This window comes from Enterobacter sp. BIGb0383, from assembly GCF_003751845.1.
Taxonomy (GTDB): domain Bacteria; phylum Pseudomonadota; class Gammaproteobacteria; order Enterobacterales; family Enterobacteriaceae; genus BIGb0383.
Genome location: NZ_RJKQ01000001.1, coordinates 1,256,864 through 1,282,875, shown reverse-complemented (window position 1 = coordinate 1,282,875; position 26,012 = coordinate 1,256,864). Strand labels below are relative to the sequence as shown.

The 26,012-nt window shown below is 59.1% G+C and carries 20 protein-coding genes; 10 read left to right on the top strand and 10 right to left on the bottom strand.

The features are described from left to right. Positions 1–18 precede the first annotated feature (18 nt). From fbaB to EDF81_RS06095, 9 genes are all read left to right on the top strand, one after another. Positions 19–1,071 carry a class I fructose-bisphosphate aldolase gene (gene fbaB, locus EDF81_RS06135; protein WP_123347202.1) on the top strand — a complete coding sequence of 351 codons (1,053 nt, stop codon included), beginning with the start codon at positions 19–21 and terminating at the stop codon, positions 1,069–1,071. A gap of 321 nt (positions 1,072–1,392) precedes the next feature. Then, positions 1,393–2,547: a mandelate racemase family protein gene (locus EDF81_RS06130; RefSeq protein WP_123347201.1), complete on the top strand. Its 1,155-nt coding sequence runs from the start codon at positions 1,393–1,395 to the stop codon at positions 2,545–2,547. 34 nt (positions 2,548–2,581) lie between these two features. Next, positions 2,582–4,213 (top strand): ABC transporter substrate-binding protein, encoded by a 1,632-nt coding sequence (locus EDF81_RS06125; protein WP_123347200.1) that lies wholly within the window; start codon positions 2,582–2,584, stop codon positions 4,211–4,213. Then, positions 4,210–5,247: an ABC transporter permease gene (locus EDF81_RS06120; protein ID WP_123347199.1), complete on the top strand. Its 1,038-nt coding sequence runs from the start codon at positions 4,210–4,212 to the stop codon at positions 5,245–5,247. The genes EDF81_RS06125 and EDF81_RS06120 overlap by 4 nt, the downstream gene beginning before the upstream one ends. Beyond that, positions 5,244–6,146 (top strand): ABC transporter permease, encoded by a 903-nt coding sequence (locus EDF81_RS06115; RefSeq protein WP_123347198.1) that lies wholly within the window; start codon positions 5,244–5,246, stop codon positions 6,144–6,146. The genes EDF81_RS06120 and EDF81_RS06115 overlap by 4 nt, the downstream gene beginning before the upstream one ends. Continuing rightward, positions 6,118–6,981, top strand: a complete 864-nt coding sequence (locus tag EDF81_RS06110; RefSeq protein WP_123347197.1) for an ABC transporter ATP-binding protein — start codon at positions 6,118–6,120, stop codon at positions 6,979–6,981. The genes EDF81_RS06115 and EDF81_RS06110 overlap by 29 nt, the downstream gene beginning before the upstream one ends. 21 nt (positions 6,982–7,002) lie before the next feature. After that, positions 7,003–7,776, top strand: a complete 774-nt coding sequence (locus tag EDF81_RS06105; protein WP_123347690.1) for an ABC transporter ATP-binding protein — start codon at positions 7,003–7,005, stop codon at positions 7,774–7,776. Positions 7,777–8,096: 320 nt separating this feature from the next. Further along, on the top strand, positions 8,097–8,858 hold the full coding sequence (locus EDF81_RS06100; RefSeq protein ID WP_123347196.1) for a winged helix-turn-helix domain-containing protein: 762 nt from the start codon (positions 8,097–8,099) through the stop codon (positions 8,856–8,858). After that, positions 8,845–9,318, top strand: coding sequence for a hypothetical protein (locus EDF81_RS06095; RefSeq protein ID WP_123347195.1), 474 nt, complete (start codon positions 8,845–8,847; stop codon positions 9,316–9,318). Before EDF81_RS06100 ends, EDF81_RS06095 begins: the two co-directional genes overlap by 14 nt. Here EDF81_RS06095 and yegS read toward each other — a convergent pair. Next, complete coding sequence (yegS, locus tag EDF81_RS06090; RefSeq protein WP_123347194.1) at positions 9,315–10,214, bottom strand: lipid kinase YegS; 900 nt, start codon at positions 10,212–10,214, stop codon at positions 9,315–9,317. The two genes, EDF81_RS06095 and yegS, sit on opposite strands and share 4 nt — an antisense overlap. 256 nt (positions 10,215–10,470) lie before the next feature. Next, positions 10,471–11,832, bottom strand: coding sequence for a tRNA 5-hydroxyuridine modification protein YegQ (yegQ, locus tag EDF81_RS06085; protein ID WP_123347193.1), 1,362 nt, complete (start codon positions 11,830–11,832; stop codon positions 10,471–10,473). Positions 11,833–12,029: 197 nt separating this feature from the next. Here yegQ and EDF81_RS06080 point away from each other — a divergent pair, with 197 nt between their 5' ends. Then, a complete protein-coding gene (locus EDF81_RS06080; protein WP_123347192.1) occupies positions 12,030–12,602 on the top strand; it encodes a hypothetical protein in 573 nt (190 codons plus the stop codon). A gap of 32 nt (positions 12,603–12,634) precedes the next feature. Here EDF81_RS06080 and EDF81_RS06075 read toward each other — a convergent pair whose 3' ends face one another. From EDF81_RS06075 to yegD, 8 genes are all read right to left on the bottom strand, one after another. Continuing rightward, on the bottom strand, positions 12,635–13,333 hold the full coding sequence (locus tag EDF81_RS06075; protein ID WP_123347689.1) for a tetratricopeptide repeat protein: 699 nt from the start codon (positions 13,331–13,333) through the stop codon (positions 12,635–12,637). A gap of 53 nt (positions 13,334–13,386) precedes the next feature. Then, on the bottom strand, positions 13,387–14,106 hold the full coding sequence (gene baeR / locus EDF81_RS06070) for a two-component system response regulator BaeR (protein ID WP_123347191.1): 720 nt from the start codon (positions 14,104–14,106) through the stop codon (positions 13,387–13,389). After that, entirely contained in the window at positions 14,103–15,560 is a 1,458-nt protein-coding gene (gene baeS / locus EDF81_RS06065) for a two-component system sensor histidine kinase BaeS (protein ID WP_123347190.1), read from the bottom strand. The genes baeR and baeS overlap by 4 nt, the downstream gene beginning before the upstream one ends. Beyond that, a complete protein-coding gene (mdtD, locus tag EDF81_RS06060; protein WP_123347189.1) occupies positions 15,557–16,972 on the bottom strand; it encodes a multidrug transporter subunit MdtD in 1,416 nt (471 codons plus the stop codon). The genes baeS and mdtD overlap by 4 nt, the downstream gene beginning before the upstream one ends. Next, positions 16,973–20,050: a multidrug efflux RND transporter permease subunit MdtC gene (gene mdtC, locus EDF81_RS06055; RefSeq protein ID WP_123347188.1), complete on the bottom strand. Its 3,078-nt coding sequence runs from the start codon at positions 20,048–20,050 to the stop codon at positions 16,973–16,975. Next, a complete protein-coding gene (locus EDF81_RS06050; protein WP_123347187.1) occupies positions 20,051–23,173 on the bottom strand; it encodes an MdtB/MuxB family multidrug efflux RND transporter permease subunit in 3,123 nt (1,040 codons plus the stop codon). After that, positions 23,173–24,417 (bottom strand): MdtA/MuxA family multidrug efflux RND transporter periplasmic adaptor subunit, encoded by a 1,245-nt coding sequence (locus tag EDF81_RS06045; RefSeq protein WP_123347186.1) that lies wholly within the window; start codon positions 24,415–24,417, stop codon positions 23,173–23,175. The genes EDF81_RS06050 and EDF81_RS06045 overlap by 1 nt, the downstream gene beginning before the upstream one ends. A 174-nt stretch (positions 24,418–24,591) precedes the next feature. Beyond that, the gene (gene yegD, locus EDF81_RS06040) at positions 24,592–25,944 is read right to left on the bottom strand and encodes a molecular chaperone (RefSeq protein WP_123347185.1); all 1,353 of its coding nucleotides are present in this window, start codon (positions 25,942–25,944) and stop codon (positions 24,592–24,594) included. Between the last annotated feature and the right edge of the window lie 68 nt (positions 25,945–26,012).

Genomic DNA, 26,012 nt, shown 5'->3' with positions numbered 1-26,012 from the left:
AACCACGGGAGCATCGCTATGACTGATATTACGCAACTGCTCGGCAAAGACGCCGACGGCTTGCTACAGCACCGCTGTATGACTATTCCTGCCGATAAACTCTACCTGCCAGGCAAAGATTATGTAGACCGGGTGATGATCGATAACAACCGGCCACCGGCGGTATTACGTAATATGCAGACGCTGTACAACACCGGGCGACTGGCGGGCAGCGGCTATCTCTCCATTCTGCCGGTCGATCAGGGCGTTGAGCACTCGGCGGGCGCGTCCTTTGCCGCCAATCCGCTCTACTTCGATCCGAAGAACATTGTTGAGCTGGCGATTGAAGCGGGCTGTAACTGCGTGGCATCGACCTACGGCGTGCTGGCCTCCGTTTCCCGCCGCTATGCCCACCGCATTCCGTTCCTCGTTAAGCTTAACCACAATGAAACTCTGAGCTACCCCACCGAGTATGACCAGACCCTCTACGCCAGCGTGGAGCAGGCCTTTAATCTGGGTGCCGTGGCGGTCGGAGCCACCATCTACTTTGGCTCCCGGGAGTCCCGTCGTCAGATTGAGGAGATCTCCGCCGCCTTTGAGCGGGCGCACGAGCTGGGGATGGTCACCGTGCTCTGGGCCTATCTGCGCAATGAGGATTTCAAAAAAGACGGCGTCGATTACCACGTTTCCGCCGACCTGACCGGCCAGGCGAACCATCTGGCGGCAACCATCGGGGCCGATATTGTGAAGCAGAAGATGGCGGAAAATAACGGCGGCTATAAGGCGGTGAATTTCGGCTATACGGATGACCGGGTCTACAGCAAGCTGACCAGCGAAAACCCCATCGATCTGGTGCGCTACCAGCTGGCAAACTGCTATATGGGTCGGGCAGGGCTGATCAACTCCGGCGGCGCGGCCGGCGGCGAAACCGATCTCAGCGATGCGGTACGCACGGCGGTGATTAACAAGCGTGCGGGTGGGATGGGGCTGATCCTGGGCCGTAAAGCGTTTAAGAAATCGATGTCTGAAGGCGTGAAGCTGATTAACGCCGTGCAGGATGTCTATCTTGATACTAAAGTGACAATCGCCTGATTTTCCCTTCTTCTGGCCCTTCTCTGCGGAGAAGGGCTGGTTAAATTGATGTTTTATTTATAACGAAACATCTTTCCGATCTACCTCACACTTCCCATCTCTTTTGTGAAAAATGTCACGCAATGTCGTGCGTATGCACGAAAATATAGCGACGCTTAGCGAAATTTGTCCGAGGCAGCGGATGAATTTTATGCATACATTTAGTTCTGAAACGGCTTTTCAAAGTCGTACTGCTCCCTCCTGTTGTTGGTCGTTACGGAATTTTCACGTTGGCGCAATGCGCTGACGGCTCAGAATCATTCGTTGTACAAAGGACCTATAATGAAAATTGAATCAGTAAACGTCACCGTCTTCCAGTACCCTACCCGCCGCGTATCGGACAGCGCTGGTCACTCGCATCCGGGACCGGAGAGCCTGGCAAAAATGGCGATGCTCACCATCACCGCCGACGATGGCACCAAAGGCTACTCTTTTGCGCCCCCTGAAGTGGTGCGCCCGCACGTGGTCAATGCCTTCTTCCGCAAAGTGATGGTTGGTCAGGATCCGTTTAATCGCGAACGTATCTGGCAGGATCTGGTCCACTGGCAGCGCGGCAGCGCCCATCAGCTGACCGAACGCGCACTCTCCTTTGTCGAGCAGGCCCTGTGGGATCTGATTGGCCGTAAGCTGCAAATGCCGGTATGGAAACTGCTGGGCGGCTTCCGTGACAAAGTCCCGGCCTACGGCAGCACCATGTGCGGCGATGAGCTGGAAGGGGGTCTCTCTACGCCGGATGAGTACGCGGCCTTCTCTGAAAAACTGGTGGCGCGCGGCTATAAAGCCATCAAGCTGCATACCTGGATGCCACCGGTCTCCTTTGCCCCGAATCCGAAAATGGACGTCAAAGCCTGTGCCGCCGTGCGTGAAGCCGTTGGCCCGGATATCGATCTGATGATCGACGGCTACCACTGGTACAGCCGCACCGAAGCGCTCTATATCGGTAAAGAACTGGAAAAACTCGATTTCGCCTGGTTTGAAGAGCCGATGGAAGAGGAGAGCATGTCCTCCTACGCCTGGCTTGCAGAGAACCTCAGCATTCCGATTATCGGGCCGGAAAGCCTCGGCGGTAAGCACCACAGCCGCGCCGACTGGGTGAAGGCTGGCGCCTGCGACATTCTGCGCGCCGGTTCCAACGGCGTGGGCGGGATCTCCCCGACGCTAAAAGTCGCCAACCTGGCGGAGTCCTTCGGCATGGACTGCGAAGTGCACGGTAACGGCGCGGCCAGCCTGGCGGTGATTGGGGCGATTCGGAACTGTCGCTGGTACGAGCGCGGTCTGCTGCACCCATTCCTCGACTACGACGAGCCTGCGGCTTACCTCAACAGTATCGTCGACCCGATGGACAAGGACGGCTATGTGCATATGCCACAGCGTCCGGGACTCGGGGAAGACATTAATTTTGCGTATATCGAAGCCAATACCGTCAGCCACGACTGACATATAAAAACTCTTACCCTACAGGCTAGATACGATGAAAAAGAACTCCCTTGCCGGAGCGTGCTTACTCGCGCTCTCGCTGGTGATGGGGAGCGGGGCGGCGTACGCAAAAACGCCGCCCGATCAGCTCATCATCGGCATGAACATGAACAACCTGCTGACCCTCGACCCGGCGGCAATGACCGGGAATGAAGTGGTTGGTATTGTGGTGAATCTCTATGATTCGCTGGTCGAGCTGGATCCGAATCAGCTGACCAACGTTAAACCCGCTCTCGCGAAAAGCTGGGATATCAGCCCGGACGGAAAGAGCATTACCTTCCATCTGCGTGACGATGTGAAGTTCCACTCCGGCAACCCGCTCAGCGCGGAAGATGTGGTGTGGTCCATGCGTCGCCTGCTGCACCTCAACCTGGCCCAGGCTTCGGTCTGGAAATCCTACGGCTTCAGTAAGAAGAATGTCGACGATCAGATTAAAGCCCTCGACGATTACACCGTGCAGCTGACCCTGCCGAAAGCCAACGACCCGCAGCTGGTGATCTACTCTCTGGGCGCGCTGGGCAACCTTGGCGTGCTGGACAGCAAAACGGTCAAAACCCACGAACGTAATAACGACTGGGGCAACCACTGGCTGACCACCAATGAAGCCGGTTCCGGTCCCTTTATGCTCGAAACCTGGCAGGCCAAAGACGTGCTGCGCATGAAGCGCAACCCGGACTACTGGCGCGGCGAGGCGAAAATGAGCCGGGTCGTGCTGCGTCACTTCCAGGAGTCACAGACTCTGCGCCTGATGATTGCCAAAGGCGACCTGGACGTCGCTAACAATATGGCGGTATCGGATATCAACGCCCTGCGTAAAGACCCGGATCTGACCGTTGAGGCGGTGCAGAAGGGCACGGTCTACTACGTGGCGATGAGCATGAAGGAGGAGCACTTCTCTAATCCGAAGGTGCGCGAGGCGGTACGCTATCTGATCGACTATCAGGGGATCAACAAAGCCCTGATGCCGGGCTACGGCGTGCTGCATCAGCGGCCGATCAAAGCCGGAATGCCGTCGACGCTGCCGGATCCTGGCTACCGACTGGATATCGCCCACGCCAAAAAACTGCTGGCCGAGGCCGGATATCCCGACGGGTTTGATACCACGCTGAGGGTGCTGGCAGACCAGCCGTTCCTGAATATCGCCATCGCCGTGCAGTCAACGCTGATGCAGGCGGGGATCAACGCCAAAATCATCACCGGTACCGGCAACCAGATTTACGGCGCCATGCGCGAGCGTAAATTCGATATGCTGGTGGGACGCGGCGGCAGCGGTATGGAGCCGCATCCGCACTCCAGCCTTCGCGCCCTGGTTTATAACCCGGACAACAGCGATGAGGCGCGTCTGACCAATTTCCAGGGCTGGCGCACGGCGTTTTACGATAAACAGCTTAATACGATGATCGACAGCGCACTGCTGGAGCGCGATCCGCAGAAGCAGATCGCCGAGTACCAGGCGATCCAGACCCGCTATGACGAGTTGATTCCGGCCCTGATCCCGCTCTCGCAAATGGTGGATTCGGTGGTGGTGCGTAATGAAGTAAAACACTTCCAGTCGCATCCTTCCGCTACTACGTTCCTGCGTGAAGTAGAGAAAGCCCCGGCTGACGCTCAAGGAGGCAAAGGATGAGTATGGCAATTCTTGCGCCCGGCTCTCGCGCCCGGCGGCTCTCTAAACGTCTGACCCAGGTGATAGTGACCCTGTTCGGTCTGCTGCTGCTGACCTTCTTTATCGGTCGCGTCATGCCCATTGACCCGGTGCTGGCCATCGTCGGCCCGGATGCGGACCAGAGCACTTATCAGCAGGTCTACCAGCAGCTCGGCTTTGATCAGTCGCTGGCGACGCAGTTTGGTATTTATTTTACCAACTTGCTGCACGGCGACCTGGGCAATGCCCTGCTAACCGGCAAGCCGGTAATGGACGATATTATTCGCGTCTTCCCGGCGACCCTCGAGCTGGCGACGATGGCGATTATCGTTGGTGCCGGTCTGGGTATTCCGCTGGGTGTGCTGGCGGCCGCGCGACGTAACAGTATCACCGACTATATCGTGCGTATTATCAGCCTGGCCGGTTATTCGACGCCGATCTTCTGGGTCGGGATGATGGGCCTGCTGCTGTTCTACGCCTGGCTTGGCTGGGTGGGCGGTGCAGGGCGTCTGGACCTGGGGCTTGATGGCCTGGTACCGCGCCGTACCGGCCTGATGACCGTCGATGCGCTGCTGGCCGGTAACAGCCAGGTGTTCTGGAACGCGATTAACCATCTGGTGCTGCCCGCGTCGCTGCTCGGCTTCCACTCGCTGGCCTATATCAGCCGTATGACCCGCAGCTTCATGCTGGCCCAGCTCTCTCAGGAGTTCATTATCACCGCCAGGGTGAAAGGGCTGAGCGAGCGTCAGGTCATCTGGAACCACGCGTTTCGCAATATCCTGGTGCAGCTGTTAACGGTGGTGGCGCTGGCCTACGGCTCGCTGCTGGAAGGTGCGGTCCTGATTGAGACCGTCTTTGCCTGGCCCGGCTTCGGCTCCTATCTGACCAGTAGCCTGCTGCTGGGCGATATGAATGCGGTGATGGGCTGCGTGCTGCTGGTGGGGCTGATTTTTGTGATGCTCAACCTGCTCTCCGACATGCTGTATCAATTCTTTGATCCGAGGACCAAATCATGACCGTTTCTCTGGATTCACCGCCGCGTGGCAATGCCGAAGGGCGTCAGCGCCTGCAGCGAACTGCAGGCCGGATAGCCGGTTTTGTCGGGAAAATGGCGCGTAACCCGCTGACCGCCATCGGAGGCAGTATTATTCTGCTGCTGCTGATTGTGGCTATCTTTGCGCCGTGGATTGCGCCCTATAACCCGCTGGTGCAGGACCTCGACAGCGCGCTGCTGCCGCCGAACGCGACGCACTGGTTCGGTACCGACGAGTTTGGCCGGGATATTTTTAGCCGCCTCGTTTACGGTTCACGTATCACCCTGTATATCGTGCTGCTGGTGTCGCTTACCGTTGGACCGATGGGGCTGCTGCTTGGCGTCTGCGCCGGTTACTTCGGCGGCAAAGTCGATATGGTCCTGATGCGCGTGACCGATATCTTTATCTCCTTCCCGAGCCTGGTCCTGGCGCTGGCCTTTGTGGCCGCGCTGGGCCCGGGGCTGGAGCATGTGGTTATCGCCATCACGCTGACCGCCTGGCCGCCGATTGCGCGTCTTGCCAGGGCTGAAACCCTCTCTCTGCGGCAGGCCGATTTTATCTCTGCCGTGCGTCTGCAGGGCGCGTCGTCGGTCCGCGTACTCTGGCGTCATGTGGTGCCGCTCTGTCTGCCGTCGGTGATTATTCGTATCACCATGAATATGGCGGGCATCATTCTGACCGCCGCCGGGCTGGGCTTCCTCGGCCTCGGCGCGCAGCCGCCGGAGCCGGAGTGGGGGGCGATGATTTCCAGCGGTCGCACCTACATGATGGAGTGCTGGTGGGTAGTGACTATTCCGGGGCTGGCGATCCTGATCAACAGCCTGGCGTTCAACTTCTTAGGAGACGGCTTACGTGACATCCTCGATCCTCGCAGCGAATAATTCGCCACTGCTCGACGTGCGTAACCTCCACGTTGACTTTATTAACGGCGGCGCGGTCACCAATGCGGTACGCGGCGTCTCCTTTGAACTGGGGCGTGAGAAGCTGGCTATCGTTGGCGAATCCGGCTCCGGCAAATCGACGGTGGGCAGGGCATTACTGCGCCTGCACCCGGCAAAAGCGCGAATCACCGCCGAGCGCATGCAGTTTGGCGATGTGGATCTGCGCAGCGTCAGCGAAGCGGAGATGCGCGGCATTCGCGGCAAGCGTATCTCGATGATTATGCAGGACCCGAAATACTCCCTGAATCCGGTGGTGTGCGTCGGGGACCAGATCGCCGAGGCCTGGCTCACGCACCATCCGGGGAAAAAAGCCGAGGCGAAAGCCAAAGTGCTGGAGATGCTGGACGTGGTGCGTATCCGCCAGCCGGAGCGCGTCTACGATCTCTATCCGCATGAGATCTCCGGCGGGCAGGGGCAGCGCATTATGATCGCCATGATGCTGATCACCGACCCTGAACTGGTGATCGCCGATGAACCGACGTCGGCCCTGGACGTCTCGGTGCGCCTGCAGGTGCTTGGCCTGCTCGACGATCTGGTTCAGTCTCGCGGGCTGGGGCTGATATTTATCAGCCACGATATTAATCTGGTGCGCAGCTTCTGCGACCGCGTGCTGGTGATGTACGCCGGAAGAGTGGTGGAATCTATTGCCGCCCGCGATCTCGATAACGCGCAGCATCCCTATACCCAGGGCCTGATTAACGCCCTGCCGGATATCCACCATCGCCGCCCGGTGCTGCCCGTCATGCAGCGCCAGAGCAGCTGGCTCGGCGAATAAGGAGTCTTAACCATGAAGACTATGATTGATGTTCGTCATCTGAATCTGGAATTTGGCGAGGGCGAGAAGCGTAATCAGGTGCTGTGCGACGTGAACTTCAGCGTCGCCGCCGGGGAAATTTACGGTCTGGTCGGCGAGTCCGGCTCCGGGAAAACCACGGTGCTCAAATGCCTGGCTGGCCTGTTCACCCACTGGCAGGGCGAGCTGGCTATCGACGGTAAGCCGCTTGAACACAATATCGGCCATGGCCGCTGCCGGATGGTGCAGATGGTGTTCCAGGACCCTTACGGTTCCCTGCACCCGCGTCATACCATCGGCGATATTCTGGAAGAGCCGCTGCAGATCCACGGCATGAACGATCGCGACAGGCGCATCAACACGCTGCTGGACAAGGTGGGCCTGAACCGTGCCTTCCGCGACCGTTATCCGCACCAGCTCTCCGGGGGCCAGCGCCAGCGCGTGGCGATTGCCAGAGCGCTGATTCTGGAGCCGCAGGTGCTGCTGCTGGATGAACCCACCTCGGCGCTGGATGTGTCGGTACAGGCAGAAATTCTCAACCTGCTGGCGGACCTGCAGCAGGAGGCGAAGCTGACCTATCTGATGGTGACCCATGACCTGGGGGTGATCGCACATCTTTGTCAGACGGTCGCGGTGATGCAGTACGGTAAAATCCTTGAAACCCTGACCGTTGATGCGCTGGTTAACGGCGAAGCGCAAACGGACTATACGCGAATGCTGGTCAATGCCAGCCAGCAATATAGTCGTGAAATGGCGAGGGAAGTCGCCGTCTATTAGTCAGAAATATTAATATTTTTATTCAAAGGGTCTATGGCAGAGTGCCATAGACCCTTTTTATTTTCCCTGTGAATCTTAATTTTTTATTAATTCATATTAAGAATGCATATTGCGAATTTGTTAAAAAATAGCGACAGACAGCTCTCTTTTTCTTAATTTTTCTGTGGATTATCGTAATTAAGAAAACAAAGGTATTCTTTTTTGAGAAAATTCTTACACTTGTGTGATTGGTGTGGGGAATGAAAAAACGCAATATATGTATGCCGCAGATGGGACGTTTTGATGGTCACTTTCGACTACGACAACAATCAGGGAATCAGATGAGTCAGAGCTTTATATTAGGCGGAACGACGCTTTTTATACCGGGGCGGAACCTGCTGATTGCGGCAGAGGATGACTCGACGCAGTTAACGTTAAGCAACCCGGCAACCCAGTGTTTACATCTTTTAATTCAGCATCACGGACAGGTCGTTGAGCGGGAGTATTTCTTCCAGCATGTCTGGCTGAATAATGGCGCGCAGGTAACGAACAATAATTTCTACCAGAATATTTCCCTGTTACGGCGAGCATTTAAAGAATTTGGCCTTAACGACGAGCTGATTATTACCGTGCCCAAAGTGGGGATCCGACTCTCTTCGGAACTGGAGATTGAGTCTCGCTTTGACGCCTCTGTCGGTCCGGAACTGCCTGTCAAACGCGTAGTGTCCGCTTTTCCCGAGCCAAAAGAGCGCCCGCGTCGCGTATGGCCCCTTTTCGCGGGCGTCAGTCTGGCTGGACTGCTGGGGATCTTCCTGCTCTGGCGCAGTGAATTTGAGCCACGCCTGCAGGATTTTGTGCCGCTGAGTCAACGTGGTGAATGCCATATTTATGGTAATGCGGACGCCACAGATTACCGCAGCCATCAGCAATTTATTCAGCAGGATCGCCTCGACTGCAAAGGCTATCCCTGGGCCTATATAACGCTGTACCCCAATTTCCAGCGGATGTCGGTGCTGCGCTGCCGCCAGCAGTACAACGCGTGGCGAGATAACCAGTGCATCACCTCTTACTATCTACAGGAGCCGTCGCATGCTGGCACGTAAACAGAGATGGCTACTGGCGGCGCTGGTTACCGCCCTGGTCCTGACGGGGGTAGCCCTGAAATTCTGGCAGAGATGGCAGCATTCCCATTTTGACTGCCGCGGTGACATCGAGGTCTTCGCACCGGACAGTCGGGCGAATATCACGCTGCGCTATATTTTTGACGGCGATAAGGGCGTGACCCTGCTAAGAGGCGTGATGACGCCGGAGAACGGAGAACCGGTGGAGATCAACCATCGCGTCTGGTTTACCTTTACCCGCAACGGCAACGACTTTTTCCTGCATTCGCAGAATATCACCTCTAACGAGAGCGGCGACGTCGTGCCAGCGGGGCTGGCGCCGATACTGCCGACGTTTTATCTGCAGCCCGGGGAGCCGTTCTATCTCGAGATTATGCGTATTGACGCCAATAACCGGCTGCTATTTACCAGCCGGGTGCCGTCAATACTGTGCAAATCCTAGCGTAGCAGCGGGCATCCCGGGGGCAACCGGCAGCGCAGGGCATCGGCCAGAATATCAATCCGGAAATGGCGGCCGCTCAGCGGTTCCCCGTCGAGGTTAAAGGTGATGTCGTGCGGCGCACTGATTTCAAACCACGATGAGGCGTTGTCTATCACATTCGGGCTCTCTTCCGGGCGCGTCAGGGTGGTAAACAGCGCCGGAAGCAGCTCTTCGGCGGTGAAAATACGCAGCTGAAGCAGACCGTCGTTAATCAACGCCTCAGGACACAGCTGCTGCCCGCCACCGGCCTGACGTCCGTTGCCGATGCCGATCACCAGTGCGTCACCCTGCCAGTGAAAATTCTCGCCGCTAATTTCACAGCGGTCAGCCTTGAGGGTATCGGGCCGCATCAGGCCGTGGATCAGGTAGGATACGCCGCCCAGCGCCGCCTTAAGTTTTTCCGGCGTTTCGCTGGTAATGCGGGTGCCAAAGCCGCCGGTGGCCATATTGATAAAGCAGGTTTGCTGATTGACCCGGGCAATATCCACCGGGACCGCGTGGCCGACAATCGCCAGCCGCAGGGCCTTATCCAGCTCGGTCGGGATCCCGGCGCTGGTGGCGAAATCATTGGCGGTGCCCAGCGGCAGCAGCCCCAGAGCGGGAACGTGACCCTCTTTAAGCTCAATCAGCGCCGTCGCCACTTCGTTGATGGTGCCGTCGCCGCCGCCGGCGATCACCGTATCCACCCCGAGATGGCTGGCTTCCTCGACGTAGCGAACCGCGTCGCCTTTCTCCCATGTGACGCGGACGTGCAGCGTCATCCCTTCGTCGCGCAGCGCGCCAATGGCGTCACGTAGTAGTGCATTATCAGCGCCTTTACCATTTAAAATCAGCAGGCTGGAGGGGATCGTCGCCATCTTATATCCTCATTGTAAAGATGCAGATAAGTGTATCTCAGGAACGGGCACGGCGCTTCAGAACAGGATGAATAAGGGCGGGAGAAAAAAATAAGCCTGCGTAAGGGAGATTACGCAGGCTAAGGAGGTGGTTCCTGGTACAGCTGGCATTTATGGGTTATGTTTTTCAGCGGGAGCATCATATCCGTAATCACTCAGCGGGTATGTGATCCGATTCTAAGATTCTTCCTAATCTTAAAAAACAACCTCTTAAACGTCAGGCACCGTGCGGATTGCGCGTCGACTGGCCGTCGAAATTACGCATCAGCAGGGCGTATTCCAGCGCCACTTCCTTCGGTACAGGCAGCCAGACCTTGTGGCCGTCACCGGGGGCAACCGGCATCGCGTCGCCTTTGGCATTGATCATATGCTCAAGCACAAAGTTAACGTTGCCCTGCGGGGTCATCAGCTCCAGGCTGTCGCCGAGGGTGAATTTATTTTTCACCGCTACCTCGGCCAGATCGCCGTTGCGCTCGCCGGTAAACTCCCCGACAAACTGCTGGCGCTCAGAGACGGAATAACCGTGCTCGTAGTTCTGGTAGTCGTCATGGGTATGGCGACGCAGGAAGCCTTCGGTATAGCCGCGGTGCGCCAGGCCTTCCAGGGTCTCCAGCAGAGAGGTATCAAAGGGTTTACCGGCGGCGGCATCGTCGATGGCCTTGCGGTAAACCTGCGCGGTACGAGCACAGTAGTAATAGGACTTGGTCCGGCCTTCGATTTTCAGGGAGTGCACGCCCATCTGGGTCAGACGCTCAACGTGGGCGATAGCCCGCAGATCCTTCGAGTTCATGATGTAGGTGCCGTGCTCGTCTTCGAAGGCGGTCATATATTCGCCCGGACGTTTGGCTTCCTCGATCATAAAGACTTTATCGGTCGGTGCGCCGATACCCAGCGTCGGCTCGATGTTGGTCACCGGAATCGGTTCATGCTGGTGCACGATATTGCCGATGGCGTCTTCTTTCCCTTCCTCGACGTTATATTCCCAGCGGCAGGCGTTGGTGCAGGTACCCTGGTTCGGGTCGCGCTTGTTGATATAGCCGGAAAGCAGGCAGCGGCCGGAGTAGGCCATACACAGCGCGCCGTGAACGAAGATCTCAATCTCCATCTCCGGCACCTGCTGGCGGATTTCGGCAATTTCATCCAGAGACAGTTCGCGGGAGAGGATCACGCGGGTCAGCCCCATCTGATGCCAGAACTTCACGGTCGCCCAGTTGACGGCATTCGCCTGCACGGAGAGGTGTACCGCCATCTCCGGGAAGTGCTCTCGCACCAGCATAATCAGCCCGGGATCGGACATAATCAGCGCATCCGGCCCCATCTCCACCACCGGCCTCAGGTCGCGGATAAAGGTTTTCAGCTTGGCGTTATGCGGGGCGATGTTCACCACCACATAGAATTTCTTACCCAGCTGGTGGGCCTCGTTAATGCCGAGCTGTAAATTCTCGTGGTTAAATTCGTTATTGCGCACGCGCAGGCTGTAGCGCGGCTGGCCCGCGTAAACGGCATCGGCGCCATAGGCGAAAGCGTAACGCATATTTTTCAGCGTTCCCGCCGGGGAGAGAAGTTCCGGTTTAAACATGATGTACTCGTTCTGATGACAGGTCAGATTCGCCTCACCAGGTGGGGCGATGGGGTGATCCCTTACTTTAAGGGCGGGAATTGTAGCGCCAGCGGGCGGGGGAGTAAACCTTCATATAGCAGGGAAATTTTGGGGGGTTGGGGCGAAAGATAAAACTCGTATACTAAGCCGGCAAGAGTGGAATGGAGTCCGGGTGAATGGAACAGGATGTCGATCCGATCGGGAAAAGAACGCCGCTGCGGGGCAGGGCTATCTTACTGGTCTGCACGCTGTATTACGCAGCGCTGGGCGTGTGTGGCGCTCTCTTTGCTCTGGAATTCAGGCGGTTAAAAGTTCCCGAGCCTGCTGATTCTGGCGCCTGGTGTTTAACGCCGGGTTACCACCTCCTCGATATTCAGGCGATAACAGGCCTGGTTGCCATCGCGGGTTTTATCCTCAGCGTCCTGCTGATTCTGATTATTCAAAGACATAAGAAGATCGATCCCCTGCTCATCTCCAATGCGGTTTTTTTCTCCGGCGTGAAAAGAACCGCGGCGCGTCGAACAGGCATTGCCCTGCTGTGCGTGCTCAATTTTTTACTGCTGCTGGCAGTGAACATGGGGATGACTTACTGGGATGAGATCAGGCCCGGGACATCGACTGCCTGCGGTCGGTGGCTTGACGGGATTGCGGAGGCTCACTGGCAGGCGTTGATCCTTGCCTGCATCAGCTATGCCATTGTTATCCCATTGATTGTTCTGCTTCATCAGAAGATCAGATTGCATCGATAGCGCCATCGGGCAGGAGAGCGTAAACCTGCGCGCTATTTCACGCGCAGGTATGTGCCATCGGCGCTGACGTTATGGCCAAAACCGCAGTTGGTGGGATCGTCGGTTTTCAGCTCCAGACTTTGCGCATCCGGGGCGAGCGTCAGGGAAATCGTACACTCATAGATGCCCTCTTCAGCTATACGAATTGCGCCTTTTCCCGCCTTTATTGTGACTTTTTGTGCGAATTCGCCGAGGTTCGGCCCGGAGTACATCCCCATAAGACCAAAGTGATAGCCTTCCCAGCCCGCCAGATAAGTGTGTTTACCCTCGGGTTTCAGGGTGAGGATTTCCCAGAGGCCACGCCCGACATACTGCCAGTATTCGCCCGCGGCGGAGGCGGGTTTCGGTAGCGCCCGAAGTTTGTCCTGGATACGGCTCAGGTTATAGACCGACTTTTTATCCTCGGGCATGATCTGCAGCCACGCCTGCGCCTTACGGTAATCGCCCTGGCGTACCCAGGTCAGCGCAATATTGTTGTACGCCGTGGCCATTAGCGCCTTATTGGGGTTATCTTTCGGCCATTCGCACTGTTCCAGCCACGCGGCCTGCTGTTGAAAGGCTTCCCGCGCTTTAGGGTAATTTTTGGCCTTGTAGAACTGCTCGCCTTGTTTGGCGTAGTCGCTGATTTTGGCGCAGTCGGCGGCAATTTGTGCTTCCGTAAGTTCCGCCTGGGCGGCGAAGGGCAGCGCCATAAGCGCCAGCGTACCCAGTACTGTTTTTTTCACGATCTTGTCCTTGTCTTGCCTTATGCCAGACGACAGGCGTCGGCTTCCCAGCGGTAGCCCACGCCGTAGACGGCGCGGATAAACGACTGCTCCTGATCCAGCGCTTCGAGCTTGCGGCGCAGGTTTTTAATATGGCTGTCGATGGTGCGGTCGGTGACCACCCGATAATCATCATACAGGTGATTGAGCAGCTGTTCGCGGGAAAAGACCTTGCCCGGCTCGCTGGAGAGGGTTTTCAGCAGGCGAAACTCCGCCGGGGTTAAATCGAGCGCTTTTTGCTGCCAGCTGGCCTGGAAGCGGCCTTCATCCACCACCAGCGGGCTGGCGGCGTCGAGTGCCAGCAGATCGCGCTGGGGCTTGCAGCGGCGCAGAATGGTTTTCACTCGCGCCACCACCTCACGCGGGCTATAGGGTTTGCAGATATAGTCATCGGCTCCGATCTCCAGGCCCAGCAGGCGGTCGATCTCTTCGATTTTTGCCGTCACCATCACGATGGGCACCTCGGAGAAACGACGGATCTCTTTACACAGGGTCAGGCCGTCAATGCCCGGCAGCATCAGGTCCAGCAGGATCAGATCCGGCGAGTTCTGTTTTACCCAGGCCAGCACCTGGTCACCCTGGGCGATGAGCGTCGGCGAGTAGCTGGCGGCCTGCAAATAGTCGATCAGCAGCTGACCCAGCTTGGGTTCATCTTCGACAATGAGAATGCGTGGTGCTTTGGTCTCTGACAGGTCAATCATATTTCCCTCGTTAAATCTCGTTCCAGCGGCAGGGCGACGGTGATACTCACGCCGCCTGCGGGCGAATGGGCAACACTCAGGGTGCCGCCGTGTGCGTTAACAATATTCTGGCAGATTGCCAGTCCCAGACCGGAGCCACCGCTAGCGCGGTTACGCGAGGCTTCGGCGCGATAGAAGCGTTCACACAGCAGTTCAAGCTGCTGATCGGTGACGCCCGGCGCGCTGTCGGCGAAGGTCAGACGGATGGTGCCATCCTGCTGCCTGCCGCTAATCAGCAGCTCGCCGCCGCTGTCCGTATAGCGCAGGCTGTTTTCCAGCAGGTTATTAAACAGCTGCATCAGGCGGTTGGCATCACCAAAGATATTCGCCTGCTCCGGCAGCGACGAGAGCCGCAGGTTCAGACCGTGATCGGCAAAGCGCTGGCGGAATGCGCCAGCCGCAACCTCCAGCAGATTCACCAGATCCAGCGGCTCTTTCTGGTACGCCAGCGCGCCCTCGTCGGACATCGAGAGCTGATGCAGGTCATCTACCAGCTTGGTTAATGTCGCCACTTCTGCCTGGAGTGAGTTAACCGACTCCGGGGTAAAACGGCGCACGCCGTCCTGAATGGCTTCCAGTTCGCCGCGCAGCACCGCCAGCGGGGTGCGCAGCTCATGGGAGATATCGGCCATAAAGTCGCGCCGCATCTGGCGGTTTTTCTCCAGGGTGCTTGCCAGCTGGTTAAAGTCCTGGGCCAGCCTGCCCAGCTCATCCTGGCCGGTGGCGTCAACGCGGGTAGCGAAATTACCCGCCGCCAGCTGGTGGGTACCCTCGACCAGCCGCTTAACCGGCGCCAGTAATCCACGGGCCAGCGGGAAGGTCGCCAGCGCCGCCAGAATCGTCGCCAGGCCGACAATCAACCAGCTGGTCCGCTTCTGCTGGCGGTCAAAGTTGATATCCGTATTGCGCGTCAGCCGCTCTATCGGGGAGGCAATCACCCAGCCGACCGCTTTTCCCTCAACCGTAATGGCCCGGCGGGTACCGTCCGACGGAACGGGCGCGCGCGGCCCGACCAGTACCTTTTGATCCTGATCTACCACCCAGAACTGGGTGCGCCAGCCGGGCGGCGGCATGCCGGGACCGTGGTCCGATCCCGCCCCGCGTCCTCGCTCCGGGCGCGGCCCCGGCGGAGGCGGGCGGTCGTCATCGTTTTCATGTTCAAACGAGCGCAGGATTTGGAAAACAAAGCGGTCATTATTACGCAAAAAACGCCAGTTGCCCTGCAGGGTATACTGGTCAGCCAGCGCGTCGCTGAGCATTTTCAGCCGCTGCTCGTTACCGTGCTTAATGTAGTCGATAAATCCGCGTTCAAAGCTGATACGCACCGCCCAGTGCATAGTCACCAGCAACATAATGCAGGTGGCGAAGATGGCGAGGAACAGCTTACCGGTGATCCCGGGACGCCAGAGTTTCATGATGCTTTCCTTTTGCGACGCGCAATAACCGCGTTTTTACTGGTGTCGTCAGGCACACGGGCAAAGAGCAGTGCCGGGAGGGCGATAAGCAGTGCCATGCAGGGCCAGCTGTAGAGGAACACCGTCTGGCTGGCCTCGCTGCCCGCCGTCAAATGCTGCTGGCCGAACATCCCCAGCAGCAGGCCGGCAACGGTCACGCCGATACTCATGGAGAGCTGCATCACCATCGACAGCAGGCTATTGCCGCCGCTGGCGAGATCGTCAGGCAGATCTTTTAGCGTCAGGGTGTTCATGGTGGAGAAGCGCATGGAGTTCACCATCCCCTGTAGGAACAGCACCGGCGGGATCAGGTAATACCAGCCCATCAGCGTCACGGACATAAACAGCAGGGTAACCAGCGCCAGACCAAGGGTTGAGGCGACCAGCACCCGACGATAGCCAAAGCGGTTAACCACCTGAACGACGATACGCTTCATCCCCATACTGCCGAGCACCATCGGGATCATCATTAACCCGGCGTGGAAGGGTGAAAACCCGGCGCCAATCTGCAAGAAGACCGGGGTCATAAACGGCAGCATCCCGCTGCCGACGCGGCCCGCAAAGCTGCCTGCCAGCCCCAGTGAAAACGTCCGGGTACGGAACAAATCAAGATTGAACAGCGCGGCCGCGTTGCCTTTTGCATGCCAGAGATAGCCGAGTAGCGTTACCGCGCCCGCTGCCGCCAGCCCGCCGGCCAGCGCAGGCGAAAAGTCCGCGCTTTTCTGGCCGTCCAGCGCCAGGGTCAGGGCAGCCATCCCAAAGGCCAACAGCAGAAAACCCCAGAGGTCGAAGCGGCGGGTCTGCATCTTATAGTTGGGCATCAGCATCAGGGTGGCGATGCCGCCGATAATGCCGACCGGCAGGTTAATCAGGAAAATCCAGTGCCAGGAGGCGTACTCCACCAGCAGGCCGCCCAGCGCCGGGCCAAGCAGCGGCCCGATCTGCCCGGGCAGCGTAACCATGGTCATCGCCGCCATATAATGCGTGCGCGGGACGATTTTCATCACCGTCAGTCGCCCGACCGGCACCATCATCGCCCCGCCGATACCCTGTAACACCCTCGCCATCACCAGCTCATCGAGATTGCTGGCCCTGGCGCAGAACAGGGAGCCGAGGGTAAAGAGCACGATGGCGGTAAAGAAGATATTGCGCACGCCGACCCGGTCCGCCAGCCAGCCGCTGGCGGGCAGCATCACTGCCACCGTCAGCACATAGGAAACCACCACCATATGCATATGCAGCGGGTTTTCACCGAGGCTTGCCGCCATCGAGGGGAGGGCGGTATTGACGATGGTGGTATCCAGCGACTGCATAAAGAAGCCAAAGGCCACTATCCATAGCTGCCAGCGTACGGCGGACGGAAGATCGGTCATTTAATCGGTTACCGGTGTGCTCTGTTTACGGGAAAAACGCATCCGCAGGCGGTCAAAGAACAGATAGACCACCGGCGTGGTGTACAGGGTCAGCAATTGGCTGACCACCAGGCCGCCAACGATGGTGATCCCCAGCGGCTGTCGCAGTTCGGAGCCGTCACCGCCGGAGATAACCAGCGGCAGCGCACCGAACAGGGCGGCAAGTGTCGTCATCAAAATCGGCCGGAAACGCAGCATGCAGGCCTGGAAAATCGCTTTCTCCGGGGACAAGTTGCCGCTGCGCTGGGCGTCAATAGCAAAGTCGACCATCATAATCGCGTTCTTCTTAACGATACCTATCAGCAGCATAATACCAATCAGGGCGATCAGACTAAACGGTGAACCAAATAGCTGCAGCGCCAGCAGCGCCCCAACGCCTGCCGAGGGCAGCGTTGACAGGATAGTCAGGGGATGAACATAGCTTTCATAGAGCATCCCCAGCACGATATAGACCGTGGCGATGGCCGCCAGAATCAGGATCGCCTGCGAATTCATTGTCTCCTCGAAGACCTGGGCCGTGCCGGCAAAGGCGCCGCGCACGGAGGAAGGCACGCCGACCTGCGTCATCGCCCGGTTGATCGCCTCGCTGGCTTCGGAAAGCGACACTCCGGTGGGCAGGTTAAAGGAGACGGTAGAGGCGGCTGACAGCCCCTGATGGCTTACCGACAGCGGTGCGTTCGCGGGCTGCCAGCGGGCAAACCAGGAGAGCGGGATGGCTTTGCCCTCGCTGTTAATCACGTACATCTTATCGAGGGTGCTGATATCCTGGATCAGCGTCGGGTCGACCTCCATCACCACCTTGTACTGGTTCATCGGCTGATAGATGGTCGAGATTTGTCGCTGGCCGAAGGCGTTATTCAGCAGACTGTTGGCCTGCTGGACGCTGATGCCCAGCCGCGACATGCTGTCGCGATCGTAGACAAGGTTCATTTCCGCACCGTTATCCTGCTGATCCGAGTTCACGTCCGCCAGCTGGGGCAGGGCCGCCAGGGCTTTGCGGATTTTCGGCTCCCACTCGCGCAGGGCGGCGAGGTCGTCCGAGAGCAGGGTGTACTGATAGCTGGCGTTGGACTGGCGTCCGCCGACGCGGATATCCTGCACCGCCATCAGAAACAGACTGGCACCGGGCTCTTTAGCCAGCTTCTGGCGCAGGCGGTCAATCACCTGCTGGGCGGTTTCATGGCGTTCATCGCGTGACTTGAGGGTGATAAACATCATCCCGCTGTTGACCCGCGAACCGCCGGTAAAGCCGGTGACGTTATCCACGGCTTCATCCTCACGGATGATCTTCATAAAGTCCTGCAGCTTGCCGCGCATCGCCTGGAAGGAGATGCTCTGGTCCGCCTGAATGCCGCCCATCAACACCCCGGTATCCTGCTCGGGGAAAAAGGTTTTCGGGATGGCGATATAGAGCCAGACGTTGAGCGCAATCGTGCCGATCAGCACCACGCCCACCAGCCGGGCGTGATTCAGCGCCCACTGCAGGGAACGACCGTAACCGCGCTGTAGAGCCATCAGCAACCGTCCCATCCCCCGTTGACGGGTCTGTTCCCGGGGTTTGCTGCTTTTCAGCAGCCAGCCGCACATCATCGGCGTCAGGGTCAGGGAGACCACCAGCGAAATGCCTATTGCCACCGAGAGCGTGACGGCAAATTCCCTGAGCAGTCGCCCAGGCAGGCCGCCCATTAACAGCAGCGGCAGGAACACCGCCACCAGCGACAGGCTCATGGAGAGCACCGTAAAGCCCACTTCCCGCGAGCCCTGCAACGCCGCCTGCAGGGGTTTCATTCCCGCCTCCAGATGGCGGGCGATGTTCTCCAGTACCACAATGGCGTCATCGACCACAAACCCGGTGGCGATGGTCAGCGCCATCAGAGAGAGGTTATTGAGGCTAAAGCCGCACAGATACATAGCGGCAAAGGTGCCGATCAGCGACACCGGGACCGCTACCGCCGGGATCAGCGTCGCCCGACCGGAGCGCAGGAACAAGAACACCACCAGAATCACCAGCGCCACCGAGATAATCAGGGTCTGCTCGACCTCTTCCAGCGAGGCGCGGATGGTTGGGGAGCGGTCCTGGGCGATTTGCAGGTCGATGGCGGCCGGGATGGTCTGCTGTAGCTCCGGTAGCCGGGCGCGGATACTGTCCACGGTCTGGATAATATTGGCTTCCGGCAGCTTGCGGATCATCAGCAGGATCGCCGGTTTGGCGTTGGTCATCCCGGCGTTGCGAACGTCCTGCACCGAATCGGTGACCTTAGCCACATCGCTGAGCCGCACCGCCGACCCGTTGTTGTAGTGGATAATCAGCGGCTGATATTCGGCGGCGGTTTTTAGCTCGTCGTTGGTCTGCACCTGCCAGCGGCGGTTGCCGTCTTCCAGCGCGCCCTGAGGCTGACGCACGTTGGCGCTGCTGATGGCGCTGCGCACGTCGTCCAGCGAGACACCCTGGTTAAACAGCGCCTGTGGATTCAGCCCGACACGCACCGCGGGCAGGGAGCTGCCGCCCACGTCGACGTCGCCGACGCCGTCAATCTGGGCGATGGTCTGCGCCAGCTGGGTGGAGGCGAAGTCGTACAGCTCGCCCTGGGAGTAAGTATCCGAGGTGAGCGTCAGGATCATAATCGGGGAGTCTGACGGGTTGGCCTTGCGGTAGGTCGGGCGGCCCGGCATTCCACTGGGAAGCAGGCTCTGAGCGGCATTCAGCGCCGCCTGGACATCGCGCGCCGCGCCGTTAATATCGCGGTCAAAATTGAACTGCAAAATAATCCGCGTGCTGCCGAGCGAACTGCTGGAGGTCATTTCGCTGACCCCGGCAATACGCCCGAGCGAGCGCTCCAGCGGCGTGGCGACCGACGACGCCATGGTTTCCGGCGAGGCACCCGGCAGCGAGGCGCTGACCATAATCACCGGGAAATCGACCTGCGGCAGCGGAGCGACCGGCAGCAGCCGAAAGCCCAGCACGCCGCAGAGAACAATCGCCAGCGAAATCAGGATGGTGGCGACCGGTCGGTAAATGAAGAGGGCGAAAAACTTCACTTACGCCTCCTCTTCACGGCGCGGGAACCGGCGTTTAAGCGCCTGCGACATGCTGTCAAACAGCAGGTAGATAACCGGCGTCGTAAACAGAGTCAGGACCTGGCTGACCAGCAGCCCGCCGACCATGCCAATCCCCAGCGGACGCCGCAGCTCCGCGCCGACGCCGGTGCTGAGCATAAGCGGCAGCGCGCCGAGCAGGGCGGCAAGGGTGGTCATCAGAATCGGCCGGAAGCGCAGCAGGCAGGCCTGGAAAATCGCCTCGCGCGGCGGCATACCCTGTTCGCGTTCGGCGGCCAGGGCAAAGTCGATCATCATGATGGCGTTTTTCTTGACGATGCCGATCAGCAAAATAATGCCGATAATGGCGATCACATCCAGCTCGCTCCCGGCAATCATCAGCGCCAGCAGCGCGCCCACGCCCGCCGTCGGCAGCGTCGACAGAATGGTGATCGGGTGGATAAAGCTCTCATAGAGCACACCCAGCACGATATACATCGCCACCACGGCGGCGACGATCAGCCACACGGTGCTGCCCAGCGCGGCCTGGAAGGCCAGGGTACTGCCCTGGAGCTGGGTGGTCATCTCCGTGGGCAGGCTAAGATCCTTCTCGGCCTCGAGAATCGACTGGACCGCATCCCCCAGCGAATAGCCGTCGGCGACGTTAAAGGAGATAGTGGTCACCGGGAACTGGTCGAGATGGTTAATCGACAGTGGCGCAAAGCGCTGTTCGACCTTCGCAATGGCGCTCAGCGGCACAATACCGCCGTCGCTGCTGGTGAGGCGGATGCTATCCAGCCCCGCCAGGCCCGGCGTACCCTGGGTATCGTGCTCCAGCACCACCCGATACTGGTTGGCCTGGGTATAAATCGTGGAAATCAGCCGCTGACCGAAGGCGTTGTAGAGGGCGTTGTCGACGTTGGCCATGGTGATCCCGAGGCGGCTGGCGCTGTCGCGGTCCACGTTAACATACGCCACCAGGCCTTTGTCCTGCCAGTCGCTGCTGACGTCCGCCAGCTGCGGGAGCGTTTCCAGACGGCTTATCAGCGGCGGCACCCAGGTACTCAGGGCGTCCAGGGAGGTGGCCTGCAGAGTGAACTGGTACTGCGTGCGGCTGACCTGGGTATCGATGGTTAAATCCTGGGTCGGCTGCAGGTAGAGGCTAATGCCCGGTATACCGCTGGCCGCCTGCTGCAGGCGGGAAATCACCGTCTGAACCCTGTCGTCCCGCTCATCCAGCGGTTTCAGGTTAATTTGCAGTCGGGCGCTGTTCAGCGCCGGGTTGGTGCCGTCCACGCCGACAAAGGCGGTCAGGCTCTCTACCGCCGGATCCTTAAGGATGATGTCGGAGACCTGGCGCTGGCGTTCAGCCATACTGGCAAAAGAGGCGGACTGCGGAGCCTGCAGCGTGCCCTGAATAATGCCGTTGTCCTGAATCGGGAAAAAGCCTTTCGGGATCAGCACCCACAGCAGCACCGACAGGGCCAGAGTGGCGAAGGCGGTGCTCAGGGTCAGCCAGGGATGATTAAGTACCTTCGTAAGTCCACGGCCATAGCTGGCGATAACCCGCTCAAAAAAGCGCTCGCAGGCCAGCGAGAAGCGGTTCTGCTTGCGCAGGGATTCGTGGCTTAACATGCGGGCGCACATCATCGGTGTGAGAGTGAGTGAGACCACGGCAGAGATCAGGATCGCCGCCGCCAGGGTCACCGCAAACTCCCGGAACAGACGGCCCACGATATCGCCCATAAACAGCAGCGGGATCAGCACCGCAATCAGGGAGAAGGTGAGGGAGATAATGGTAAAGCCTATCTCGCCCGCGCCTTTCAGCGCCGCGGCCAGCGGCTTCTCGCCTTTTTCGATATAGCGGGAGATGTTCTCGATAACCACGATCGCGTCATCGACCACAAAGCCGGTGGCGATAGTCAGGGCCATCAGGGTCAGGTTATTGATCGAGAAATCAAGAAACACCATCACCGCAAAGGTGCCGATAAGCGACAGCGGTACCGCCACGCCGGGAATGATGGTTGCCGGAACATTGCGTAAAAACAGATAGATAATCATCACCACCAGCGCAATCGCCAGCAGCAGTTCAAACTGGGTATCGTTCACCGAGGCGCGGATATTGGTGGTGCGGTCGGAGAGCACCTGGACGTTAACCGATTTCGGCAGGCTTTCCGTCAGCTGCGGCAGCATGGCGCGGATGCTGTCGGCGGTGGCGATAATATTGGCCCCCGGCTGACGCTGGACGTTCATCACAATCGCCTGGGTGTTATTGGCCCAGGCACCCAGCCAGCTGTTTTCCGCACCCTGCTCAATGGTGGCGACATCGCCAAGACGAATGGGCGCGCCGTTCTGGTACGCGATAATCAGCTTCCGGTACTCTTCCGCCGACTGCATCTGATCGTTGGCCGACAGCGTAATCGCCCGGGTCGGGCCGTCGAGGCTGCCTTTGGCTGAGTTGACGTTGGCGCTGGTAATGGCGGTACGGATCGTTTCGCTGGTCAGGCCAAGCGATGCGATAGCCTGCGCATTAAGCTTCACGCGCACGGCGGGGCGTTGGCCGCCGGAAAGGGTGACCAGCCCGACGCCCGACGCCTGGGAGATTTTTTGCGCCACTCGGGTTTCCACCATGTCTTCGACCTGAGTCATCGGCATGGCGCTGGACGTGACGGCGAGGGTCATAATCGGCGGATCGGCCGGGTTCACCTTGCTGTAGACCGGCGGGTTAGGCAGGTCGCTGGGGAGCAGATTGGTCGCCGCATTAATAGCGGCCTGCACTTCCTGTTCCGCCACGTCCAGGGGGAGCGTGAGCTGGAACTGGAGCGTGACCACCGATGCGCCACCTGCGCTCTGAGATGACATCTGTTTCAGGCCGGACATCTGGCCGAACTGGCGCTCCAGCGGAGCGGTGATCGCCGAGGTGACGACGTCCGGGCTGGCGCCGGGATAGAGCGTGATGACCTGGATGGTCGGGTAGTCCACTTCCGGCAGGGCGGAAACCGGCAAAAAGCGGTAGCCAATAATCCCGGCCAGCAGGATCGCCACCATCAGCAGCGTGGTGGCGACAGGGCGCAGGATAAACAGGCGAGACGGGCCGCCGGTGGCGCTGGGGGGTAAAACCTGCATCAGGAGCGCCCCTTGCTGCCGTACTCGCGCGCGGTCGGCGTGGTAGCCGCCGCCGGGGCGGTTTGCGCTGCCACCACTTCCACTTTCGCGCCTTCGGTCAGGCGGTCGATACCGTCGGTCACCACCCGGTCACCGACGGAGAGCCCGGCGTTAATCACCACCCGCAGGCTGTTCTGAATGCCCGGCGTGACCAGATGCTTGCTGACTTTATCCTCGCTGTTCACCACCCAGACAAAGTTGCCTTCGTTGCCCATCTGCAGGGCTGCCGTCGGGATCACCACCGCATTCTGCTGGGTATCGACCAGCATCCGGGCGTTGACGAACTGATTCGGGAAGAGGGTATCGTCCTGGTTATCAAAGCGGGCTTTGAGTTTGATGGTGCCGGTGGTGGCGTCGATCTGGTTATCGAGACTCAGCAGCGCTCCGGTGGTCAGCAGCGTTTTATTGGTGCGATCCCAGGCTTCTACGCTCAGGGCCTTGCCTGCTTTCTGCGCCTGCAAAATGGTGGCGATTTCGCTTTCAGGCAGGGTAAAGACCAGCTCGATAGGGTGGGTCTGGGTCAGCACCACAATACCGGTGGTATCCCCGCTGGATATCTGATTGCCGATATCGACCTGCTTCAGGCCGACACGGCCGTCAATCGGCGCGGTGATACGGCTCCAGTCCAGCTGTAGCTGGGCGCTGGCGACGCTGGCTTCGTCCGCTTTCAGCGTACCGGCGCTCTCTTCAACCAGCGCCTGCTGGGCATCCAGCTCCTGACGCGAGACCAGATTGGTCTTTACCAGCTGCTGATAGCGGGCCAGATCGCGACGGGCGTTGGCGAGAGTGGCCTTATCTTTTGCCAGCTGGCCCTGGGCCTGGGCGAGGGCGACCTTAAACTGGCTGGGATCGACTTCCGCCAGCAGATCGCCCGCTTTTACCTGCTGACCTTCCTGGAAATGCAGCGCCAGCAGCTGACCGTCAACCCGGCTGCGTACCGTTACCGTATTGGCGGCGGTCACGGTGCCCAGTCCCGTCAGATAGCGCGGAACGGCCTCTTCGGTGGCGGTTGCCGCCTGAACCGGCGCCAGCGGCATACTACGCATCCCGCGTCGGCCACCGGTTTCCTGGCGGGATTTACCCGATGCGGTGGGTGAGGCGGAGGCCGGTTCACTGCGGCTGCTGTGCCAGAACCAGGCGGCGCCGAGGGCGACCACAACCGCGATGGCGATAAGCGCCCGGCGCTGTTTTTTGCTGCCTTTCATCGTCTTTGCTATCTCATCCTGAAACGTTTCACGAAATGATACTAGTTTAGTAACCCGGCGGGCCAAAAAAATGGAGGAAATGTGGAACACTGTCTGGATTCGTCTGCATTTAAGGGGCGACGGTAAGAGCGGGGAGTATAAGGAAAAATTGGCGGGACAAGGCCCGCCAGTCGGTTAACGGAACAGTACCTGCGCCCAGCGGGCCAGACCGGCGGTGACCGAGCCGAAGTCATCGCCACCGGCGACCGGGACCCCCGGAAGCAACGCCGAAAGAGCCTGTTTGATCAGCGGTGAACGGGCGCTACCGCCGGTCAGGTAGATAACCTCCGGGCGGGTATCGCTATCGGCAATGGCCAGCTGGACCTGCTCAAGAATACGCGACAGGGGCTGGTTCAGCGCCTCTTCCAGCCCGTCACGGGTGATAGAGGCGCTCAGCGTATCGCGGATAAACGGCAGCGCGGCGTCAAAGCGGGCATTGTCAGAGAGGGCTATTTTGCTCTCTTCGGCGCTGCGTACCAGCCGGTAGCTTAGTTTCTGCCGCCACACCTTTTGTAACAAAGAGACGCTGTCCGGCTCACGGGCGTCGCGGATAAGCGTATCCAGCAGACGACCGGTGGCGGTGCTGTAAAAATCACTCTGGGCCGGAACGTCGTTGATCGCCACTGCATTCCACCAGGGCAGGATCGGCAGCGCCGTGCCCTTGAGGGTTTGTCCGCCCATACCCAGCAGGGGCATCAGGCTCTTAAAGGCGAGAGCAATATCGAGATCGTTGCCGCCGACGCGGCAACCGCTGTGGCCCAGCAGGCTGCTGTCACGGTCGCGTCTGGCCTGCCACTCCGGGCCCATCAATAGCAGAGAGCAGTCGGTGGTCCCGCCGCCGATATCTACCACCAGCACGCGGGTTTCCTTGCTGAGCGTGGCTTCAAAATCCAGTCCTGCCGCAACGGGTTCGTACTGGAAGACGACTTCCTCAAAACCGGCGCGTTTTGCCGCCCGTTCCAGAATCCCCTGGGCCTGGGCGTTCGCCTCTTCCCCGCCGAGTCCCTGGAAGTTAATGGGACGGCCAATTACCGCCTGACGGATACTGTCGCTAAGCTGGCTTTCCGCCTGCTGGCGAATATGCAGCATCATGGCGCAGACCAGATCTTCAAAGAGCGCGACCTGCTGCGGCTTGAGGCCGCTGGCCCCGAGGAAGGATTTAGGCGATTTAACGAACCACACTTCCTGCGGGTCGGTAATATACTGCTGTAGCGCGCTCAGACCGAACTGCACGCTGTTCGCCTGCACCTCAATATCTTCATCGCGGTTGAAGTTGATGGCCCTGCGCAGCAGCGCTTGGGCTTCGCTGCCCGTCGCCGGTACCTCGTGATGGCGATAGAGCCACTCACTGACCGCTTCGCGCGTCGGCGCACACAGCATTGACGGCAGCAGAGAACTGCCGTTTTCCAGCGTCAGCAGCCTGGGGGCGCCATCCTGCATGACCGCCACTGAACAGTTGGCGGTACCGTAATCAAAACCAATAAACACGTTAAAATCCCCATGCCGGTGAAGAAGGTGGGCGACTTTAGCCGAATCCGGGCCTGGCAACAACCAGA

What these genes read in the sequence shown, in the direction of transcription:
- EDF81_RS06100 (WP_123347196.1), top strand. Translation starts at nt 8,097, where the DNA reads ATGAGTCAGAGCTTTATATTAGGCGGAACGACGCTTTTTATACCGGGG.
- EDF81_RS06120 (WP_123347199.1), top strand. Translation starts at nt 4,210, where the DNA reads ATGAGTATGGCAATTCTTGCGCCCGGCTCTCGCGCCCGGCGGCTCTCT.
- baeR (WP_123347191.1), bottom strand. Translation starts at nt 14,106, where the DNA reads ATGATTGACCTGTCAGAGACCAAAGCACCACGCATTCTCATTGTCGAA.
- EDF81_RS06050 (WP_123347187.1), bottom strand. Translation starts at nt 23,173, where the DNA reads ATGCAGGTTTTACCCCCCAGCGCCACCGGCGGCCCGTCTCGCCTGTTT.
- EDF81_RS06095 (WP_123347195.1), top strand. Translation starts at nt 8,845, where the DNA reads ATGCTGGCACGTAAACAGAGATGGCTACTGGCGGCGCTGGTTACCGCC.
- mdtD (WP_123347189.1), bottom strand. Translation starts at nt 16,972, where the DNA reads ATGACCGATCTTCCGTCCGCCGTACGCTGGCAGCTATGGATAGTGGCC.
- EDF81_RS06125 (WP_123347200.1), top strand. Translation starts at nt 2,582, where the DNA reads ATGAAAAAGAACTCCCTTGCCGGAGCGTGCTTACTCGCGCTCTCGCTG.
- EDF81_RS06080 (WP_123347192.1), top strand. Translation starts at nt 12,030, where the DNA reads ATGGAACAGGATGTCGATCCGATCGGGAAAAGAACGCCGCTGCGGGGC.
- yegS (WP_123347194.1), bottom strand. Translation starts at nt 10,214, where the DNA reads ATGGCGACGATCCCCTCCAGCCTGCTGATTTTAAATGGTAAAGGCGCT.
- EDF81_RS06045 (WP_123347186.1), bottom strand. Translation starts at nt 24,417, where the DNA reads ATGAAAGGCAGCAAAAAACAGCGCCGGGCGCTTATCGCCATCGCGGTT.
- EDF81_RS06130 (WP_123347201.1), top strand. Translation starts at nt 1,393, where the DNA reads ATGAAAATTGAATCAGTAAACGTCACCGTCTTCCAGTACCCTACCCGC.
- fbaB (WP_123347202.1), top strand. Translation starts at nt 19, where the DNA reads ATGACTGATATTACGCAACTGCTCGGCAAAGACGCCGACGGCTTGCTA.
- baeS (WP_123347190.1), bottom strand. Translation starts at nt 15,560, where the DNA reads ATGAAACTCTGGCGTCCCGGGATCACCGGTAAGCTGTTCCTCGCCATC.
- yegQ (WP_123347193.1), bottom strand. Translation starts at nt 11,832, where the DNA reads ATGTTTAAACCGGAACTTCTCTCCCCGGCGGGAACGCTGAAAAATATG.
- EDF81_RS06115 (WP_123347198.1), top strand. Translation starts at nt 5,244, where the DNA reads ATGACCGTTTCTCTGGATTCACCGCCGCGTGGCAATGCCGAAGGGCGT.
- EDF81_RS06075 (WP_123347689.1), bottom strand. Translation starts at nt 13,333, where the DNA reads ATGGCGCTGCCCTTCGCCGCCCAGGCGGAACTTACGGAAGCACAAATT.
- EDF81_RS06105 (WP_123347690.1), top strand. Translation starts at nt 7,003, where the DNA reads ATGATTGATGTTCGTCATCTGAATCTGGAATTTGGCGAGGGCGAGAAG.